Genomic DNA, 17,356 nt, shown 5'->3' with positions numbered 1-17,356 from the left:
ATTCTGCGCCGGTCGCGCGCGGGTGACCACCCACCACCCCGTGACCTGACCGCAGGAACGTTACCGGCACCCGGAGACAGAAAGGCCTCCCGTGCACCCGGCAGAGCTCGCTTATCCTTGCTGCCTTCCGGCCCTGGGGAGGTTCACGAGATACCGCCGCACGGGAGGTGCCACCAAGCCTACCCGACCGCGCGTCGATCTTCGGGGGGTGGTGGGGTGGCCCACCCGACGGAGACCTGTATCCTGGCTCGCGGAGGATTCGCCTAGAGGCCTAGGGCGCACGCTTGGAAAGCGTGTTGGGTTTACACCCTCACGAGTTCGAATCTCGTATCCTCCGCTCTCCTGAGCAGGAACGACAGGGCCGGCCCCACGGGACCGGCCCTGAGTCGTCTCTACGGTCGCGCTCGTCTCAGTTGTCGTCTCACTTGCCCGGTTCCGGCCCGTCTGGCTGCCCGTCGCCGGCCTCCCGGGCCGGCACGGTGGTCGCCCCAGAGCAGTCCGCCGAGCTGCTGCGCGATGTCCCGGCGCACCTGATCCGTCATGTGCTGATAGCGCACTGCCATGGCTGAGTTCGACCAACCCATGATGCCCGTCACAGCATGGCTGCGACGCCGAGGACCAGGAGGACGGTGGCGGCGGTATGCCCGTCGACAACACGCAGTCGCGTTAGCGCCACTGCACGCGCCGCAGCCGGCAGTCTCAGGGCGAGCATGCCCACGAGCATGAACCCGGCCCCGAGACATGTCAGCGAGTGTTCCGTACTCTGCAACACGCGATCGACCAGGACAAGGGGACTTGGAGTGCGGCTGCGTACGCTGATCGGCGAGATCGGTGCCAAGTACGACCGGCGGTTGCCGATGTCAAGCGAGGCACAGATGTTGCTTCGTCAGGCCCGCGTCGAGTTCGAGCAGTGGTTACCGGCCGACCACCGGGCCGAGGGTAGCGGCGGCAAGGGCAGAGCCGCGGTCACGCCAAGGATCGCCGTATTCAACACAGACGAAACTGTGACCGCCCGGCGCGGCATATACGTCGCCTATCTGTTCGCCGCGGACATGAGCACCGTCGCGCTCACCCTCAACCAGGGCATCACCGAGATCGCCGAAAAGCTGGGGCGAGCCGGGGCACGGCGCGCGCTCGCGTGGGAGGCCGCCGATATCCGCGGGGCCCTCAACCCTGACGATATTGCCGATCTCGACACCACGATTGACCTGCGCAGCAAAGCCCCACTGTCGGTTGACTACCAGCGCGCCAACATCCTGGCGCGTACGTACAGGCTCAAGGCCCTACCCAACGAGCCGACGATGGTGGCCGACCTGCAGCGGTTCATCCGGCTCTACGACCTGGCGCTAAATGCGCGTGGAAGAGGCCGTCAACCGGGCAGCCAGGCGACCGACACGCCAGCCCGGGGCCCGGCTGCCACGAAGAATGCCGCGAAGCTCGAGCCGAAAAGCGACGATGCGTATCGACGAAGACCTGCAGGACGTGCCCGCCGGACCGAGTTGATGACCCGTCGTGGGCTGTTCGTCGCGCTCGCGGCCGTGCCCGCCGCATTCGCTGCACCAATCGCACTCGGCAGAGAGGAGAAGCCCCGCTCGCCGGACCCGGCGCCGCAGGACCTGGCGCCGCGGTTCACCATCGACCTCAGCCAACACGACTGGAACCGTAGCGGCGGCAACCTTGACTGGGTGGCAGTGCGTAAGGCCGGGATCGTCGGCATGTGCGCCCGCGCCACCTACGGCGATCCGTCCGGCTACCACCACCCCAGCTACCGCTTCGGCGACTTCCTTCGTGCGGCCAAAGCGGCCGGACTCCTCGTGCGCGGCGGTTACCACAACCTGGTGCGAGGTGATCAGGCGTCAATCAACCGGCAGGTCGATTGGCTGCGCCGGGAACTGGACGCGCACGACGCGAACTGGGCCATGCTCGACATCGAACGGTACGCCGAACTGGTCTCCCACAACATGTGGCCGCGGTGGGACGACGTGCGCCGCTTTGATGACCGGTGGGCCGCGGTCGAGGACAGGGTGCTGGTCGGATATCTCCCGCCATGGGTCTGGAGCAAACACCTCGGAAAACCCGACCTGCGCGCCTTCCGCGGCCCGCTGATCGCATCAAACTATCCGCTCGGGGACAACGCCGACGAATACCGGCGGTTGTACGCGCGCTGCGGCGGCGACAAGGGACAAGGGTGGGCGTCCTACGGCAACCGAATATCCGAGGGCTGGCAGTTCAGCGCGCAGGCAAAGGTGCCCGGTGCGGCATCTGCCTGCGGCATCAACGCCTGGCGCATGGCATTCGATCAGCTGAACGCACTGCTGACCAAGAGGACATGACACACGACGCCTGGGCAACCTTGCGGGTGCTGGAACCCTCGTCCGCCCTGGTCACGGATCACACCTGATCCGGTCGAAGTTCGACCTCGACGTTTGACCGGTTTACAGCCAGTTGCCGCACCGGCTACGCCACGGGTCGAGGCCGACCGGAACGGCTCGGCCTGAGGTTCCCGTCAACCGCGCAACCGTCGTACACATGTTCTATCCACAGCCTGTGGACGCCGAGAGGATCGGATGAGTTACCAGCTCAGCGCGGTCGTCGCCGACGTCGAACTGCTCCGCGAGCAGACCGTCGACCTGGACCACGCGGTCCTCGCCGCCCTCCGCCAGGACTTCGCGCTGGTGCCGGTCACCCCGCAGCTCGTCGAGGAGCTGACCGGCGGGCTGCCCGACTTCGCCACCGGCGAGCCGTCCGCCGGGCGCCCGTTCCAGCTCGCCCTCTCACTGGGCCTGGCGGACGACGACTCCAGGTCGCGGCGCCGCGATAGACGCGCCGAGCTGGAGTTGTCGGAGGTGCTGGCTCGCTGGTCGCGGCAGGGCCCGGTGGCGTACCTGGAGGCGGAGTTCGCCGGCGGGCTGGGCCACCAGTCAGCGGTGGTCTGGCTGGGCGGCGAGGTGAGCTGGGGACCGTGCTTCGACGGCGCGCTGGACCGGCCGCGTACCGAGTGGCCGATCAACGTCGCGCTCGCTCGGCTCGGTGCCGAGCCGGGGCCCTGGATCGACCCGTTCGCCGAGCTGGGCCTGCACCTGGAACGCGACACGGCCGGCTGGCTGGCGCACGGCCGCCGCGGCCTGTCCGCCGACTACTGGGACGAGCTGGCCGACGAGTGGGAACGACGGCAATCCGAGCAGCACCAGCAACCTGATCGCCCGGGTCCCGTTGGGGACTGGGGGAGTGAATGAGACTTCGACAATTCGGATTCATCGCTGTGCTGATGGCGGCCGCCTCGCTCGCCGGCAGCGGCGTCCGTCCACAGGGGCCGGACGTGCCGGCCCGGCCGGTCGGGGCCGCGGAGGTGGTGAGCCTCGACGGGCTGCACAACGCCGAGTTCGGCGCCACCGAGGCGGAACTGACCCGACGCGGGGTGCTGCGTACCGATCTGGACGCGTGCGGCCCGACGCTGGCCGGGCACGGATCGGTCATTCCGGTCTTCGTCGACGACCACCTCGTCCTGCTCTGGCTCGACGACCCGATGAGCACGCCCGAGGGGATCACGGTCGGCACCCCCGTCGCCGAGGTACGCGCCGCCTATCCGTCGGCGGACGAACTGGCCGCGCCACGGGGGACGTACCGGTTCGACGGGCTGCTCGCCCGCGACGGCGACCGCGGGTATCTCTTCCTGCACGACGGCACGACCGTCCGGAAGATCATCGCCGGGTACGCGGCCTGGGCCCGCCGCCTCTTCGACGAGGGCTACGGCCCCTGCTGACCGGACTGCCTCCGGATACGACGAAGCGCCCGGGGCGCCCATTGGGGCACGACGAAATCGTTCTGACCCGCGGGTAGATTTCGCGGTCGGACGAAGCGGAGGTGGCATGGTCGAGGGGTGGCACGGCTGGGTCGGCACGTTCAGGGGCGTGGCACTCATCACGGTGGCCGTACTGCCGTTGGCCGCGCTGGCGGTGTGGGCTCTGGCACGCCGTCGTAGTGTCACAGGCACCACGCCGGCGTGGGCGTGGCGTACGTCGCTGGCCGAGGTCGGCATCGTCTACGGGACGGTGCCGTGGGTATGGATGATCATGTTGCCGGGCGACCGGGCCGGAGCCGTCCCCGGTCAGGTGAGCCTGGTACCGCTGCGGGACCTGCTCACGATCCTCGCAGGCGAGCCGGTGACGGCGACGGGCCAGATCGTCGGCAACCTGCTGGTGTTCGCGGCGCTGGGATTCCTCGCCCCACTGCGGTTCGCGGCGCTGGCGTCGGTACCGCGGATCCTGGCGCTCGCGGCGGGCTGCTCGGTCCTGGTCGAGGCCGCGCAGTACGTCTTGCGGCTGGACCGGGTGTCCTCTGTGGACGACGTACTGCTCAACGCCGCCGGCGCCGGGCTGGCCGCGCTGGCAGCGTGCCGCTGGTGGCGCGCTACGGCCAGAGCGTCGTCAGACCGACCTCGATCGGCCCCGGTACCGGGACGCTGAGCTGAGACCAGAAGCGGAACGCCCGGCCGATCCGTCAGGATCGACCGGGCGTTCTCGCATGTTGCGAGCGGTGGCGGCGGGATTTGAACCCGCGGAGGGCGTAAACCCTCACACGCTTTCGAGGCGTGCTCCTTAGGCCACTCGGACACACCACCGCCGAGTAGGCTACAGGACCACCGGTCCAGACGCCGAACCGGTATCCCCCGAGCCGACCTGGCAGGATCTTTGGCATGAGTACGCACATCGGCGCTGAGCCGGGAGAGATCGCCGAGCGGGTCCTGATGCCGGGTGACCCGCTGCGGGCCAAGTGGATCGCGGAGACCTACCTCGAGGAGGCCCGCTGCTACACAACGGTCCGCGGCATGCTGGGCTTCACCGGCCGCTGGAACGGCGTCGAGGTCTCCGTCCAGGGCTCCGGTATGGGCATGCCCTCGGCCTCCATCTATGCCCACGAACTTATCAACGAGTACGGCGTGAAGACGCTGATCCGGGTCGGCTCCTGCGGCGCCCTCCGCGAGGACCTCCAGCTGCGGGACGTGATCGCCGCCAGCGGCTCGTCCACCGACTCGAACATGAACCGGATGCGCTTCGACGGGCTGATCGACTACGCCCCGGTCGCCGACTTCGGGCTGCTGCGTACCTCGGTCGAGGTGGCCGAGCGGCGCGGCATCACCATGCACGTCGGCCCGATCCTGGCGGCGGACGCCTTCTACACCGACCGGCCGGATCTCTACGACACGCTGGCCGACTACGGGGTGCTGGCGGTAGAGATGGAGTCCGCGGCGCTCTACACGATCGCGGCCCGGTTCCGGGCCCGCGCGCTGACCATCCTGACCGTCAGCGACCACATCAAGACCGGCGAGAAGACCACCGCTGCCGAGCGTGAGCAGACCTTCAGCCAGATGGTGGAGGTCGCCCTCGACACCGCGATCGCCTGACCCGTCCGCGGCCAGCACCGCCCCGCCACCGTCGCCGGTGGCGGGGCGGCTGCGTTCCACGTCACAAAAATAAATACGACCGGTCGTGCTCTTTTTTGGTTACGCTCCCCGTATGACCTCCGACGGCCGCGTCGCGCGCGGTGAACGCACCCGCGCTGCGGCCCTGGACGCCGCCGTGGCCCTGGCCACCGAGGCCGGCCTGCACGGGCTCTCCCTCGCGCAGCTCGCCGACGTCCTCGGGGTGAGCAAGTCCGGCCTGTTCGCGCACTGGCGATCCAAGGAGGCGCTCCAGCTCGCCACCGTCGACCGGGCCGCGGCCCAGTGGCAGGAGCTGATCGTGCACCGGGCCCTACGCGCCCCGCAGGGCGTACGCCGGATCTGGGCGCTGCACGAGGCCCGGATCGACTTCTACGCCGCCCGGGTGCTACCCGGCGGCTGCTTCTTCGCGAACACGGAATTCGAGTACAACGCCCGCCCCGGCCCGGTCCGGGACCGGCTCGCCGAGGCGTTCGGCCAATGGAACGCCTTCCTCGAACGTCTCGTCCAGGAGGCCGTCGACCTCGGCGAACTCCCCGCCGACGTGGACGTCCCGCAGCTGGCGTACGAGATCGACGCGCTCGGGACCAGCGCCGTGATGCGCTCCCGGCTGCTCGATCCGGACGCCGCCTACCGGCACGCCCGCCAGGGCCTGCTGAACCGCCTACGGGCGCTGTGCCCCGATCCGACCCTGCTACCGGAAGGTCCCTGATGAACCACGCCGCCGTCGACCGCCCCGCCGTCGAGTTCGGCCACGTCGAGCACGTACCGGTGCACTTCGACGACCTCGACGCCATGGGCATCCTGCACAACGCTCGGTACGCGGTGCTGCTGGAACGGGCCCTGACGCCGTACTGGACCGCTCGCGGCATCGCCTTCCAGAACGGACCGCACAGCCCCCCCGACGTGTTCCACGCGGTACGCGAGTTCAGCATCACCTACCGGGCCCCGATCACCGGGACCGGGCCGGTGGCCGTGCACTTCTGGCTCGAACACTTCGGGACCACCAGCGCCCGGTACGGCTTCGAGTTCCGCTCGGTCGACGGCGGCACCCGGTACGCCGACGGCACCCGCTCGATCGTCCGGCTGGACCCGGCGAGCATGCGCCCCACCGGGTGGACCGAGGCCGCCCGCGCGGTCGCCGCGACCCTGCTCCGTCCCGCCCCGCTGCCCGCCTGACCGACACGGACGTGTTAACAGGGGGCCCCTGCTATACACGAGGCGTTAACAGGGGGCCCCTCCTTACCGGAAGAAGGCGCGCAGGAGCGCGACGCTCTCCGTCTCCAGGACGCCGGCGTAGACCTCGGGGCGGTGGGTGAGGCGGCGGTCGCGCAGCACGTCCCAGAGCGAGCCCACCGCGCCCGTCTTCGGTTCCCACGCGCCGAAGACCACGGTGGAGATCCGGGCCAGCGCGATCGCGCCCGCGCACATCGTGCACGGCTCCAGCGTCACCACCAGGGTGCAGCCCGCCAGCCGCCAGTGCCCCAGCCGCTCGGCGGCCCGGCGCAGCGCCAGCACCTCGGCGTGGGCGGTCGGATCCCCGGTCAGCTCCCGCTCGTTACGCCCGATGGCCAGCTCGGTGCCGTCCGGGCCGTAGACGACCGCGCCGACCGGTACGTCCTCCACCGCGGCCTCGCCGTCCTCCGCCGGACCGCTGTCCGGACCGGTCACCGCGACCTCCAGCGCCCGGCGCATCCACAGCTCGTGCCGCTGCCGGCGGCCCGCGCCGCCCGGATCGGCCAGCCCCTCGTCGGCGCCGGGACCGACCCGGCCCACCGCGCCCGGGGTGGGCTGCCCGGGGCGTACGGTCTCCAGCGCCGGATCGGTGGCGTCGGCCGGCTCCCCGCCGCCGATCGGCACCCCTCCGGCCGGCTCAGACCTCACGCAACTCCTCGACCTCGTCCGCGCAGCCGAGCATCTGGCAGATCTCGACAGTGACGTCGGCCGGCATCATCCCCTCGTGGCCGCAGAGGGCCAGCAACTTCTGCGCCGAGATGCCCAGGTCGGCGAGGATGTCCGCGTCGCCCACCGGATCGGCCTCCGGATCCACCGCCGGTTGCTCGGTCTCGTCGTCACCACCGGCGGCCACTCGCGGCTCGTCGGTGTCCTCCAGGCCGGTGACCGAGGTCTTCAGGTCACCGACCAGCAGGGCACCGAGCCGGGACTCCTCCGCGTACGCCGAATCGGAGCCGAAGATCCGCAGGTCCTCACCGTCGTCGAGGCGCAGGATGACCAGGTACGTGTCGTCGGCCTCGACGAAAAGCAGGGACAGTTCGGCGTCCGGCTCGACGTCGCGCAGCCGCTCGGCGACCTCTTCGATGTCGGTGACGTCCCGCAGGCTCACCTCGTCGGCGGTCCAGCCGCCGTCGACGCGCGCCACGGCAGCAGCGAAGTACGACACGGTCCCCCCAAATTGGCCTCGGCAGCACGCCGACTCGTCACGCGTGCACGTTAACCGGTCGGGTCGGCAGGCGACCGGTCAACGCCCCGAAGGGCCGGCCGTTCCTGGAGAAAGTCGGTCAGCCGGCGATGCGTCGGCGGGTGGCGATGAGCTGGCGGAGCCGCTCGGTGCGGACCCGCTGCGGCCGTTCGCGCTGGCGTACCGCGCGGGAACCGGCCAACTCGGCGAGGAGTTGCAGGCGGCGGCGGCTCCGCTCGGGGTCGAGCCGCGGCGGGGTGGTCCAGGCCATACGGCGAGCGTGGCCCGTCACCGCGCGTACGTCAAGCCGGCCTTCGCTACGCAGTGGCGCATGCACGCGGAGTCACCAGAGTGGCCAATCTCCGCTCTGCGCCCAGCGGACCGCGACGGCGGCCGCGGCGATACTCCACCCGCCAGCGGTGACGATCGCGACCCCGGTGGCCACCCCTCGGTCGCCGTACCGGACCAGCACGCCGGCCGCCAGCCAGGCCAGCCCGCCGGCGACGGCCGTCCACCAGGCGTAGCTGGCCACGTCGTGACCGAGCAGGCCGAACAGGAGCAGCCAGGCGAAGGCGAACACGGCACCGACCGCGACGCCGCCGCCGGTGACCGGGTACGGCTCGCGCCAGGTCGGCCGCATCGGCGCCCCGGCGGGGAAGAGTCCCGACGGGGTACGCGGCAGCTGGCGTGACGAGCCCGGACCGGATTCGCCGGGTACGACGTGCCACCCGTTCATCGCCCCTGCTCCCTTCACGAACGGTGGACGTACCGGGATCACGCAGAGTTACCATCCGGGCCCGGAGGGGCGCGCAGCATCTCGGCGTTCGTCCCTACGGTAGTGGTCTGCCAGGATGACCGGATGCCCTCGCGATCGACCGTACGCCGCCCGCGTGCGGCGTACCCGGTCCTGTTGCTGCTCCTGCCGGCCCTGGCCGCCGGATACGTCGCCGGGTGCGCGGCCGGCGACCCACCCACGGCCGCCTCGGGCAGGACGTGGCAGGACCCGGGCAGCGCGGCCACCGCCGAGCAGACCGCCGGGGCGACGGCCTCCGGGCCGAGCGTGGCACCGGAATCCACGGCCCCCGCGCCGCCGCCGGCCAATGCGCACCCGCGGCACGTCTTCCCGGTACGCGCCGACAACGTCGCCTACCACCCGACGCACCACGACTACCCGGGGACGGACATCTTCGCCGACTGCGGCAAGCCGGTCGTCGCGGTCACCGACGGCGTGATCCTCGAGGTGAGCCGGGTGGACCGGTTCGACAAGCGTGGCCCGCTCGGGCCGTTCAACGGGGGCCTGTCGGTCTCGCTGCTCGGCGACGACGGCGTCCGCTACTACGGGTCGCACCTGAGCGTCGTCGGCACCGACATCGACCCGGGCGTACGCGTCCACGCCGGCCAACTCCTCGGCAAGGTCGGGCGCACCGGCAACGCCAGCAACGTGTGCCATCTGCACTTCGGGCTCTCGCCGAGGTGCACCGGACATGACGACTGGTGGATCCGGCGGGGCGTGATCTGGCCGGCCCGGTACCTGGACTCGTGGCGGAAGGGGGGCAACCGCGGGCCAGCCGCCGAGGTGGCCGCCTGGGAGCGGGCACACGGCTGCCCGAAGGCCCCGGCCAAGGCCGGCGCCGACGGCTGACCGACGTCCACTCCCGGCACCCGCCCCGACACTCGGCGACCGGTGGCGCGGACGCGTAGGTTGCAGGGCATGACTGCCCGGGATCCCATCGCCGACCTGCGTCGGATCGCGTTCCTGCTGGAGAAGGCGAACGAGGCCACCTACCGGGTCCGGGCGTTCCGGTCGGCGGCCAACGCGCTCGCCGCGCTGCCCACCGGGGAGGTCGCCGAGCGGGCGCGTAGCGGCAAGCTGACCGAACTGGCCGGGGTCGGCGACGTCACCGCCCGCTGCGTGGCCGAGTCGCTGGCCGGCGAGGAGCCGGTCTATCTGCGCCGGCTGGTCGCCACCGAGGGCACCGACCTGGACGCGGCCGCCGCGGCGCTGCGGGACGCGCTGCGCGGCGACTGCCACACCCACTCGGACTGGTCGGACGGCGGCTCACCGATCGAGGAGATGGCCCTGGCGGCGGTCGAGCTGGGGCACGAGTATCTGGTGCTCACCGACCACTCGCCCCGGCTCAAGGTGGCCCGGGGGCTGACCGCGGAGCGGCTGCGCAAGCAGCTCGACCACGTGGCCGCGGTGAACGACGCGCTGCCGAAGGGCTTCCGCATCCTCACCGGGATCGAGGTGGACATCCTCGCCGACGGCTCGCTGGACCAGGACGAGGAGCTGCTCGCCCGCCTCGACGTGGTGGTCGGGTCGGTGCACAGCGGCCTGAACGACGAACGGGCCCGGATGACCCGGCGGATGCTCACCGCCATCGCCAACCCCCACCTGGACATCCTCGGCCACTGCACCGGCCGGATGGTGTCGTCCCGACCGGCGGGAGTGAAGGGGCCGGGCGACCGGGGGCACCGGGCGCGTACCCGCGGCGAGAGCGACTTCGACGCGGACACGGTCTTCGCGGCCTGCGCGGAACACGACGTGGCGGTCGAGATCAACTCTCGCCCGGAGCGGCAGGACCCGCCGAAGCGGCTGATCCGCCGCGCCCTGGAGGCCGGCTGCCGGTTCGCCATCAACACCGACGCGCACGCCCCCGGCCAGCTGGACTGGCAGCGCTTCGGCTGTGAGCGCGCGGCGCTCTGCGGCGTACCGGCGAACCGGGTGGTCAACACCTGGAAGGCCGACCGCCTGCTGAAGTGGGCCCACACCCGCCGCTGACCGGCCGGCTCAGCCCGGGACGGCCGGCTCAGCGGCCGGCACGGCGGGGGCGCCGAGCACGGCACGCGGCCGCCGCCGGCCGAGTACCCCCTGCGCGACCGCCACGCCGAGCAGCACGATCAGCGCGCCCACCGGCTGGTGCCAGTTCATCCGCTCGTCGAGCACCACCGCGCCGACCAGTACCGCGAAGACGGGGATCAGGTACGTGACGGTGGACGCGGTGCTCGCCCCGGCCACCCGGATGTTGCGCAGGTTGATCACGAAGGCCACACCGGTGCCGAGCGCGCCGAGCGCCAGCACGCTGGCGACCACCCGGGGGGAGAGGCCGGTCGGCACCGGCGGCGCCCCGGCCACCAGCGGCGCGACCACCGCGAGCTGCGCCGCCGCCATCAGCAGCTGCGCCGCCGACAGCGACAGGCCGGAGTGGGTGCTGCCCGCGATGAACTTCTTCTGGTACGGAATGGCCACGCCGTAGCAGGCTGCCGCGCCCAGGCACATGAGCTGGCCGGTGAAGTGCGACCCGCCGACGCCCTCCCAGACGCCGAGCACCACCAGCACGCCGGTGAAGCCCAGCCCCAGCCCGACCGCCCGCCGCACGGTCAGCCGCTCGGTACGGAACACCAGCACCGCCAGCGGCAGCACGATCAGCGGCGTGGTGGCGTTCCAGATGCCCGCGAGCATCGACTCGACCCGCTGCTCACCGAAGCCGAAGAGGGTGAACGGCAGGGATACGCCGAAGGCGGCGACCACCAGCAGGTGTGCCCAGATGCGGGGCTCGCGGGGCAGCCGGTCACGCAGCACGGCCAGCACCACCAGCAGGGTCGCCGCGCCGGTGGCGACCCGGTAGAGGGTGAGGTGCACTGGGTGCAGCTCGGTCACCCCGACCTTGATGAAGAGGAAGCTGGAACCCCAGATCACGCCGAGCGCGAGGAAGCCGGGCAGCCAGCTCCGCAGCGCCGCCCGGTCAGGAGTCAAATCCGCTTTCACCCCTGACACTCTGCCGGAGGGGTACGACGAAGTCCCGCGAAAATCGGACGCGGTGTCGAGCATCACGGCACCCGCCCTACGTTGGGAAGGACCGTTCCCGATCGACTTCGATCCCGCGGACCTGCCGCCCTGAACACGGCAAACACGGTCAGCAACCGAATGGCCGGGTCACGTAGGGTCGCAGCGTGGGACGAATCGATGACCTCGCCAACCGGTACGTGGCCGACTGGGCCCCGCTGAGCCCGACCGGCGCCACCTACGTCGGCATCGCCGGCTACGACGATCAGCTCGACGACCTTTCCCCCGACGGGTACGCGGCCCGCGCCGACCTGGTCCGGCGCACCCTGGCCGACCTCGACGTGACCGAGCCGGACTCGGAGGCCGAGCGGACCGCCAAGGAGGCGATGCAGGAGCGCCTCGGCCTGGAACTCGCCCGGCACGACGCCGGCGAGACCACCAGCGAGGTCAACGTGATCGCCAGCGCGCTGCACGACATCCGGATGATCTTCGACCTCATGCCGACCGACGGCGACGACGCCAAGGCCAACATCGCCGCCCGGCTCAACCGCTTCGCCGGTGCCCTCGAGAGCTACAAGCGCACGCTGCGCGAGTCGGCCGCGGCCGGAAAGATCAGCTCACAGGTGCAGCTGGTCGAGGTCGCCAAGCAGTGCGACATCTGGACCGACCCGAACGGCGACAACTTCTTCCACGGCCTGGCCGAGCGGCTCGAGGTCGACGGGGCACTCGGCGCCGAGCTGCGCAAGGGTGCCGCCGCCGCCACGGCGGCCACCGCCGAGTTCGGGCAGTTCCTTCGGAGCGAGCTGGCCCCGCAGGGCCGGCAGAAGCAGGCCGCCGGGCGGGAGCGGTACGAGCTGGCGTCGCAGTACTTCCTCGGCGCCAAGGTCGACCTCGACGAGACGTACGCCTGGGGTTTCGCGGAGCTGGCCCGCCTGGAGAGCGAGATGCGACTCGTTGCTGAGCAGATCTCGGGTCCGGGCGCAACTGTCGGTGATGCCGTCCGGGCGCTGGACGCCGACCCGGCCCGGACCATCAAGGGCAAGGAGGCGTTCCGGGACTGGATGCAGACGCTCGCCGACAAGGCGATCAGCGAGCTGCACGGCACTCACTTCGACATCCCCGAGCAGGTCCGCCGGATCGAGTGCCGCCTCGCCCCGACCAGCGACGGCGCGATCTACTACACCGGTCCGAGCGAGGACTTCTCCCGGCCGGGCCGGATGTGGTGGGCGGTGCCGCAGGGCATCACCGACTTCTCCACCTGGCGCGAGGTGACCACGGTCTACCACGAGGGCGTGCCGGGCCACCACCTGCAGGTCGCCCAGACCGCCGTCCGCGCCGACCTGCTCAACCGCTGGCAGCGGCTGCTCTGCTGGGTCTCCGGGCACGGTGAGGGTTGGGCGCTCTACGCCGAGCGGCTGATGGACGAGCTGGGCTACCTGGAGGACCCGGGCGAAAAGCTCGGCATGCTCGACGGGCAGGCGTTGCGCGCGGCTCGGGTGATCGTCGACATCGGCATGCACCTGGAGCTGGAGATCCCCCGGGACAACCCGTTCGGCTTCCACCCCGGTGAGCGCTGGACGCCGGAGCTGGGCTGGGAGTTCATGCGAGCGCACTGCCGGGTGCCGGACGAGAACCTGCGCTTCGAGCTGAACCGCTACCTGGGCTGGCCGGGGCAGGCCCCCTCGTACAAGGTGGGCGAGCGGATCTGGCTACAGGCCCGGGAGGAGGCGAAGGCCCGCAAGGGCGCCGACTTCGACCTCAGGGAGTTCCACCGGCAGGCGCTCGACCTGGGCCCCCTGGGGCTCGACCCGTTGCGCCGGGCGCTGGGCCGGCTGTAACGACGACAAACGGTCGGGAGTCGGAGGTGCCTCCGGCTCCCGGCCGTCCGGATTCAGCTCGCTCGGTTCAGCCACGACCCCAGAAGATGACGGTCGATCGAATCGATCCGACCCAACGGTCGCCCCTCGGCCGCCCGCGCCCGCAACTCCGCCCGGGTGAACCAGCGCGCGTCCACCAACTCCTCGCCGTCCACCCGCACCTGCGTCGACGCCGCCGTCGCCCGGAAGCCGACCATCAACCCCGCCGGGAACGGCCACGCCTGCGACCCCTGGTACGACACTTCGGCGACGGCCACCCCGGCCTCCTCGGCCAACTCCCGGCGTACCGCGTCCTCCAGGCTCTCGCCGACCTCGACGAAACCGGCCAGCGTCGACCACGACCCCTCCGGCGCGCCCCGGTGCCGGGCCAGCAGGCAGCGCTCCGGCTCGCCCGGTGCCTCGACCAGCACGATGACCGCCGGCTCGATCCGGGGAAACAGGAACCGCCCACAGCCGGCGCCGGTACACGAACGGGTGTGCCCGCCGTCCCGCGCCACCGTCGGCGCCCCACAGCCGCCGCAGTACCGATGCCCCCGGTGCCAGTGCAGCAACCCCTTGGCGTACGCCTGCACGGCCGCCTCGGCCGGGGTCAGCGCACCCACCAGGGCCCGTACGTCCACCGCCTCCACCGCATCGGCCAGCGCCAGCGCCTCCGGCTCGGGCTGGCCGGAAAGGTCGGCGGCGAAGACCGCCCGGCCCGCGTCCAGCCCGAGGAAGACCGTCTCGTCGGCGGCGGCGAGCAGCGCGGCGACGGCGACGGCGGCCGGTCGGACCGGCATCCGGTCCGCCGCAACCAGGCAGCGGTCCCGCCAGAGCGGCAGCAGCACGCTCTCCCGGTCGGCCAGCCGCGCGGCGATCCACCCCGGATCGGTACGCAGCCCGGCCGCCCGGTCCAGCCACCCGCCGCCGTACGCCAGGCCCCGCTCATCCGTCCGCACCCGCACACCGTCGCACGTCCACCGCCCCACCGGGGAACCGGGTGCGGGTGATCGGCGCGACACCGGCACCGAACTGCCAGGACGCGCCGCCCCGGCGTGCCCCGACCGGAGGTTCCCGGTCCGCCCGCGCGTTGGCTACCGTAGGAGTCTTCCGGGCGGGGAATGCGATCCCCCCGTGGTACTTCCGATCGAGGTTGCTGTGACGTTGTACGGCGAAAAACTGCCGCCTGCCGACGACCGGCCCACCGTGCAGGTCACCGCGGTGAGCTGGCCGGACGAGGAGCCGGCCACCGTCGCACCCCCGCCGGACCGGCCCGACGGTCCCACGCGGCCGTGGCGCCAGCGGCTGCTGCTCGCCGCGGCCGTGCTCGCCGCGGTCCCGCGGCGCCAGCGGCTGCTGCTCGCCGGTGGGGTCGCTGCGGCCGTGCTCGCCGCGTTCGCCGGGGCCGGTGCCTACGCGTACGCGGGGGACGTGCCCCGGGGCACCACCGTGCTCGGCGCCGAACTGGGCGGCCGGAGCCGGACCGACGCGGCTCACGCGCTCCGCGCCGAACTGGACCGCCGGTCGGCGGCGCTGAACGCTCCGATCGCCGTCAACGTGGGCGAGAAGCGCGTCGAGGTGCAGCCGGCCGACATCGGCCTCGCGATCGACGTGGACGCCACCGTGGCGGCGGCCGCCGCCGCCGCGGCCAACCCGGTGAGCCGTCTGGTCGGCTCCCGTACGGTCGATCCGGTGGTCACCGTCGACGCCAAGCGGCTGGACGCCACGCTGAGCAAGGCGCTGGGCGACCAGGGCCGGGAGATGACCATGCCGAGGATCATCTTCACCGGCACCACCCCGAAGCCGGTCTACCCGAAGCCGGCCCTGACGCTGGAACCGACCAGCGCGGCCGACGCGGTCAAGACGGGCTGGCTCGCCGGTGAGCCGGTCACCGTGCCGCTGGCCGAGAAGTGGCCGACGACCACCAGGGCGGAGGTGGACCGGCTCATCGCCGAGTTGGCCAAGCCGGCGGTGGCGGCTCCCGTCACGCTCTCCACCGAGCAGGGCTCGGTCACCATTCCGCCCGCCGCGATCGCCAGCGGGCTGCGCTTCTCCGTCGACGAGGCGGGCACGCTGACCCCACGGGTGGACGTGAAGCGGCTGCGTGCCGCGCTCGGCGACCGGCTGGCCAAGCTCGAGGTCGAGCCGAAGAACGCGGGCCTGACCATCACGGGCGGCAAGCCGAAGGTGGTTCCCGGCCGGGTCGGTAAGCAGGTCGACGCGACCGCGCTCGGCCGCGACCTGCTCGCCGTGCTGCCGAAGGCGGACGGCCGGACGGTGACCGCCACGCTGAAGCCGGCCGAGCCGGAGCTGACCGAGGCGAAGCTGGCCGAGCTGGGCATCAACGAACGGGTCTCCACCTTCACCACCCGCTTCACCGGCGGCCTCTCCTCCCCGCGCAGCCAGAACATCGTCCAGGCCGCGAAGGACGTCGACGGCACGATCGTGAAGCCGGGTGAGACGTTCTCGCTCAACGGCCACACCGGCGAGCGCAGTTACGATCAGGGCTACCAGGACGCGCCGACGATCGTCAACGGCAAGCTGGTGCCGGGCGTGGGCGGCGGCGTCTCACAGTTCACCACGACCCTGTTCAACGCCACCTACTACGCCGGGCTGGAGGACGTCCAGCACAAGCCGCACTCGTTCTACTTCAGCCGCTACCCCTCGGTGATCGAGTCGACGATCTACTGGCCGCAGTTGGACTTCAAATTCCGCAACAACACCCCGTACGGCGTCCTGATCGACACCTCCTACACGTCCAGCACGATCACCGTGTCGATCTGGAGCACCAAGGTCTACGACAGCGTCAAGACCGAGTACGGGCCCCGTCGGGACATCACCCAGCCGACGACGGTCTACCTGGAGCCCGGCCCCAAGTGCATCACCGCCGAGGGCAGCGTGGGCTTCGCCCAGGACGCCTACCGGGTCATCACCAAGGGCGGCAAGGTGATCAAGCGGGAGAAGTTCAGCTGGCGCTACGACCCCGAGCCGCGTTTCGTCTGCGCTCCGAAGCCCGACGCCTGACGTTCGTCGAGGCCAGGCGCGAGGAAAGCCCCGCCGGGCTGCGTCGCCGGCGGGGCTTTCCTCTGTCGTACGTCGTCAGGGCCGCGCCGCGGCCAGCCCCTGTCGTACGCCGTCCACGTCGCGGTCGGCGGCGTAGACCGGGGTGCCCGGCTGCTGCCGCCAGCTCGCGTCGAGCGTCCCGGCGTCCACGGGGTCGAAGCCCAGCTCGTCCACCAGCTCCATCACCACCCGCTTGGCGGCCGGGTCGTCGCCCGCCACCGGCAGGGCGATCCGGTCCGATGCGCCGGCCGGCCGACCGTTGTCCATCAGGTGCGGAGCCTGGATGGTGTTGAAGGTTTTCACCACCCGGGCACCCTTGAGGTGCTCGGCGGTCCAGCGGCTGGAGGTGAGACTACGGTCGAGCAGGTCGGGGATGTCGCCGTCCCGCTCGGGGTAGTAGTTGTCCGCGTCGACGACCAGTTTGCCGTCGAACGGCGCCGCCGGCAGGTCCGGCACAGCCTTGAGTGGTACGGCGATGACCACCAACTCCGCCCCCTGCACGGCCTCCTCCAGCGTGCCGGCCGTGGCGCCGGTCTCCGCGGCGAGGTCGGTCAGGCTCTGCGGTCCGCGTGAGTTGGTCACGGTCACGTCGTGGCCCAGTACACGCAGTCGACGGGTGAGAGTGCCACCGATGTGGCCGGACCCGATAATTCCAATCTTCATGACCGCTCCTGCCTCCGCCAGCGACGCCGGGGCGCCAGGCGGCCCCGAACCGACGGTACGAGACCCGGCAGGCGGTGCGGGGAGATTCTCGAAGCTCGCCTCGCCGTGTCTTCAGAAAATGCTCTCAC

The 17,356-nt window shown here is 71.5% G+C and carries 18 protein-coding genes, 2 tRNA genes, 1 other RNA gene and 1 pseudogene; 12 read left to right on the top strand and 10 right to left on the bottom strand.

The annotated features are described in order from the left end of the window. Positions 1 to 80: 80 nt before the first annotated feature. An RNA gene (gene ffs, locus ACNAW0_RS22850) (signal recognition particle sRNA small type) lies at positions 81 to 170 on the bottom strand. An 82-nt stretch (positions 171 to 252) separates the two neighbouring features. Between ffs and ACNAW0_RS22845 the strand changes: the two genes are divergently transcribed. Continuing rightward, positions 253 to 337 (top strand) — tRNA-Ser (locus ACNAW0_RS22845). Between the two features lie 55 nt (positions 338 to 392). Here the strand turns inward: ACNAW0_RS22845 and ACNAW0_RS22840 are convergent. Further along, positions 393 to 643: pseudogene (locus ACNAW0_RS22840) on the bottom strand (hypothetical protein); the annotation flags it as partial. A 157-nt stretch (positions 644 to 800) separates the two neighbouring features. On the opposite strand from ACNAW0_RS22840, the gene ACNAW0_RS22835 reads away from it, so the two are divergent. From ACNAW0_RS22835 to ACNAW0_RS22820, 4 genes are all read left to right on the top strand, one after another. Next, positions 801 to 2,333, top strand: a complete 1,533-nt coding sequence (locus ACNAW0_RS22835; protein ID WP_416290001.1) for an MrcB family domain-containing protein — start codon at positions 801 to 803, stop codon at positions 2,331 to 2,333. Positions 2,334 to 2,567: 234 nt separating this feature from the next. Further along, complete coding sequence (locus tag ACNAW0_RS22830; protein WP_416290000.1) at positions 2,568 to 3,236, top strand: hypothetical protein; 669 nt, start codon at positions 2,568 to 2,570, stop codon at positions 3,234 to 3,236. A gap of 32 nt (positions 3,237 to 3,268) precedes the next feature. Continuing rightward, a complete protein-coding gene (locus tag ACNAW0_RS22825) occupies positions 3,269 to 3,763 on the top strand; it encodes a hypothetical protein (protein ID WP_416290021.1) in 495 nt (164 codons plus the stop codon). Positions 3,764 to 3,869: 106 nt separating this feature from the next. Further along, entirely contained in the window at positions 3,870 to 4,466 is a 597-nt protein-coding gene (locus tag ACNAW0_RS22820; RefSeq protein WP_416289999.1) for a VanZ family protein, read from the top strand. A 68-nt stretch (positions 4,467 to 4,534) separates the two neighbouring features. Here the strand turns inward: ACNAW0_RS22820 and ACNAW0_RS22815 are convergent. Beyond that, positions 4,535 to 4,621 (bottom strand) — tRNA-Ser (locus tag ACNAW0_RS22815). 75 nt (positions 4,622 to 4,696) lie between these two features. Between ACNAW0_RS22815 and deoD the strand changes: the two genes are divergently transcribed. From deoD to ACNAW0_RS22800, 3 genes are all read left to right on the top strand, one after another. Beyond that, a complete protein-coding gene (deoD, locus tag ACNAW0_RS22810; protein ID WP_416289998.1) occupies positions 4,697 to 5,404 on the top strand; it encodes a purine-nucleoside phosphorylase in 708 nt (235 codons plus the stop codon). Positions 5,405 to 5,516: 112 nt separating this feature from the next. After that, a complete protein-coding gene (locus tag ACNAW0_RS22805; RefSeq protein ID WP_416289997.1) occupies positions 5,517 to 6,152 on the top strand; it encodes a TetR/AcrR family transcriptional regulator in 636 nt (211 codons plus the stop codon). Next, positions 6,152 to 6,619, top strand: a complete 468-nt coding sequence (locus tag ACNAW0_RS22800; protein ID WP_416289996.1) for an acyl-CoA thioesterase — start codon at positions 6,152 to 6,154, stop codon at positions 6,617 to 6,619. The genes ACNAW0_RS22805 and ACNAW0_RS22800 overlap by 1 nt, the downstream gene beginning before the upstream one ends. A 63-nt stretch (positions 6,620 to 6,682) precedes the next feature. On the opposite strand, the gene ACNAW0_RS22795 is transcribed toward ACNAW0_RS22800, so the two are convergent. From ACNAW0_RS22795 to ACNAW0_RS22780, 4 genes are all read right to left on the bottom strand, one after another. After that, complete coding sequence (locus tag ACNAW0_RS22795; protein WP_416290020.1) at positions 6,683 to 7,135, bottom strand: nucleoside deaminase; 453 nt, start codon at positions 7,133 to 7,135, stop codon at positions 6,683 to 6,685. A gap of 178 nt (positions 7,136 to 7,313) precedes the next feature. Beyond that, on the bottom strand, positions 7,314 to 7,841 hold the full coding sequence (locus ACNAW0_RS22790) for a tRNA adenosine deaminase-associated protein (RefSeq protein ID WP_416289995.1): 528 nt from the start codon (positions 7,839 to 7,841) through the stop codon (positions 7,314 to 7,316). A 118-nt stretch (positions 7,842 to 7,959) separates the two neighbouring features. Continuing rightward, positions 7,960 to 8,130: a hypothetical protein gene (locus ACNAW0_RS22785; protein WP_416289994.1), complete on the bottom strand. Its 171-nt coding sequence runs from the start codon at positions 8,128 to 8,130 to the stop codon at positions 7,960 to 7,962. A gap of 72 nt (positions 8,131 to 8,202) precedes the next feature. Further along, entirely contained in the window at positions 8,203 to 8,595 is a 393-nt protein-coding gene (locus ACNAW0_RS22780; RefSeq protein WP_416289993.1) for a hypothetical protein, read from the bottom strand. A gap of 123 nt (positions 8,596 to 8,718) precedes the next feature. On the opposite strand from ACNAW0_RS22780, the gene ACNAW0_RS22775 reads away from it, so the two are divergent. Together ACNAW0_RS22775 and ACNAW0_RS22770 are read left to right on the top strand one after the other, a co-directional pair. Then, positions 8,719 to 9,501, top strand: a complete 783-nt coding sequence (locus tag ACNAW0_RS22775; protein WP_416289992.1) for a M23 family metallopeptidase — start codon at positions 8,719 to 8,721, stop codon at positions 9,499 to 9,501. A gap of 69 nt (positions 9,502 to 9,570) precedes the next feature. Further along, positions 9,571 to 10,641: a PHP domain-containing protein gene (locus ACNAW0_RS22770; RefSeq protein ID WP_416289991.1), complete on the top strand. Its 1,071-nt coding sequence runs from the start codon at positions 9,571 to 9,573 to the stop codon at positions 10,639 to 10,641. A 9-nt stretch (positions 10,642 to 10,650) separates the two neighbouring features. Here the strand turns inward: ACNAW0_RS22770 and ACNAW0_RS22765 are convergent, their stop codons facing one another. Next, positions 10,651 to 11,691 (bottom strand): DMT family transporter, encoded by a 1,041-nt coding sequence (locus ACNAW0_RS22765; protein ID WP_416289990.1) that lies wholly within the window; start codon positions 11,689 to 11,691, stop codon positions 10,651 to 10,653. Positions 11,692 to 11,813: 122 nt separating this feature from the next. Here ACNAW0_RS22765 and ACNAW0_RS22760 point away from each other — a divergent pair, with 122 nt between their 5' ends. Continuing rightward, the gene (locus ACNAW0_RS22760; RefSeq protein WP_416289989.1) at positions 11,814 to 13,484 is read left to right on the top strand and encodes a DUF885 domain-containing protein; all 1,671 of its coding nucleotides are present in this window, start codon (positions 11,814 to 11,816) and stop codon (positions 13,482 to 13,484) included. 53 nt (positions 13,485 to 13,537) lie between these two features. Here ACNAW0_RS22760 and nudC read toward each other — a convergent pair whose 3' ends face one another. Then, positions 13,538 to 14,461 (bottom strand): NAD(+) diphosphatase, encoded by a 924-nt coding sequence (gene nudC / locus ACNAW0_RS22755; protein ID WP_416289988.1) that lies wholly within the window; start codon positions 14,459 to 14,461, stop codon positions 13,538 to 13,540. A gap of 199 nt (positions 14,462 to 14,660) precedes the next feature. On the opposite strand from nudC, the gene ACNAW0_RS22750 reads away from it, so the two are divergent. Continuing rightward, on the top strand, positions 14,661 to 16,526 hold the full coding sequence (locus ACNAW0_RS22750; RefSeq protein WP_416289987.1) for a VanW family protein: 1,866 nt from the start codon (positions 14,661 to 14,663) through the stop codon (positions 16,524 to 16,526). 75 nt (positions 16,527 to 16,601) lie between these two features. Here the strand turns inward: ACNAW0_RS22750 and ACNAW0_RS22745 are convergent, their stop codons facing one another. After that, positions 16,602 to 17,228 (bottom strand): NADPH-dependent F420 reductase, encoded by a 627-nt coding sequence (locus tag ACNAW0_RS22745; protein ID WP_416289986.1) that lies wholly within the window; start codon positions 17,226 to 17,228, stop codon positions 16,602 to 16,604. Between the last annotated feature and the right edge of the window lie 128 nt (positions 17,229 to 17,356).

Source organism: Micromonospora sp. SL1-18 (genome assembly GCF_047921505.1).
In the GTDB taxonomy this organism is placed as follows: Bacteria; Actinomycetota; Actinomycetes; order Mycobacteriales; family Micromonosporaceae; genus Micromonospora.
Note: the sequence above shows the minus strand (reverse complement) of the source record. Positions and strands in the feature narration are given on the sequence as shown.

Bases quoted from the DNA above. Each gene is read 5' to 3' on its own strand.
- ACNAW0_RS22830 (WP_416290000.1), top strand. From the start codon at position 2,568: ATGAGTTACCAGCTCAGCGCGGTCGTCGCCGACGTCGAACTGCTCCGC.
- ACNAW0_RS22825 (WP_416290021.1), top strand. From the start codon at position 3,269: ATGGCGGCCGCCTCGCTCGCCGGCAGCGGCGTCCGTCCACAGGGGCCG.
- ACNAW0_RS22820 (WP_416289999.1), top strand. From the start codon at position 3,870: ATGGTCGAGGGGTGGCACGGCTGGGTCGGCACGTTCAGGGGCGTGGCA.
- deoD (WP_416289998.1), top strand. From the start codon at position 4,697: ATGAGTACGCACATCGGCGCTGAGCCGGGAGAGATCGCCGAGCGGGTC.
- ACNAW0_RS22805 (WP_416289997.1), top strand. From the start codon at position 5,517: ATGACCTCCGACGGCCGCGTCGCGCGCGGTGAACGCACCCGCGCTGCG.
- ACNAW0_RS22800 (WP_416289996.1), top strand. From the start codon at position 6,152: ATGAACCACGCCGCCGTCGACCGCCCCGCCGTCGAGTTCGGCCACGTC.
- ACNAW0_RS22795 (WP_416290020.1), bottom strand. From the start codon at position 7,135: ATGCGCCGGGCGCTGGAGGTCGCGGTGACCGGTCCGGACAGCGGTCCG.
- ACNAW0_RS22785 (WP_416289994.1), bottom strand. From the start codon at position 8,130: ATGGCCTGGACCACCCCGCCGCGGCTCGACCCCGAGCGGAGCCGCCGC.
- ACNAW0_RS22780 (WP_416289993.1), bottom strand. From the start codon at position 8,595: ATGAACGGGTGGCACGTCGTACCCGGCGAATCCGGTCCGGGCTCGTCA.
- ACNAW0_RS22775 (WP_416289992.1), top strand. From the start codon at position 8,719: ATGCCCTCGCGATCGACCGTACGCCGCCCGCGTGCGGCGTACCCGGTC.
- ACNAW0_RS22770 (WP_416289991.1), top strand. From the start codon at position 9,571: ATGACTGCCCGGGATCCCATCGCCGACCTGCGTCGGATCGCGTTCCTG.
- ACNAW0_RS22765 (WP_416289990.1), bottom strand. From the start codon at position 11,691: ATGCTCGACACCGCGTCCGATTTTCGCGGGACTTCGTCGTACCCCTCC.
- ACNAW0_RS22745 (WP_416289986.1), bottom strand. From the start codon at position 17,228: ATGAAGATTGGAATTATCGGGTCCGGCCACATCGGTGGCACTCTCACC.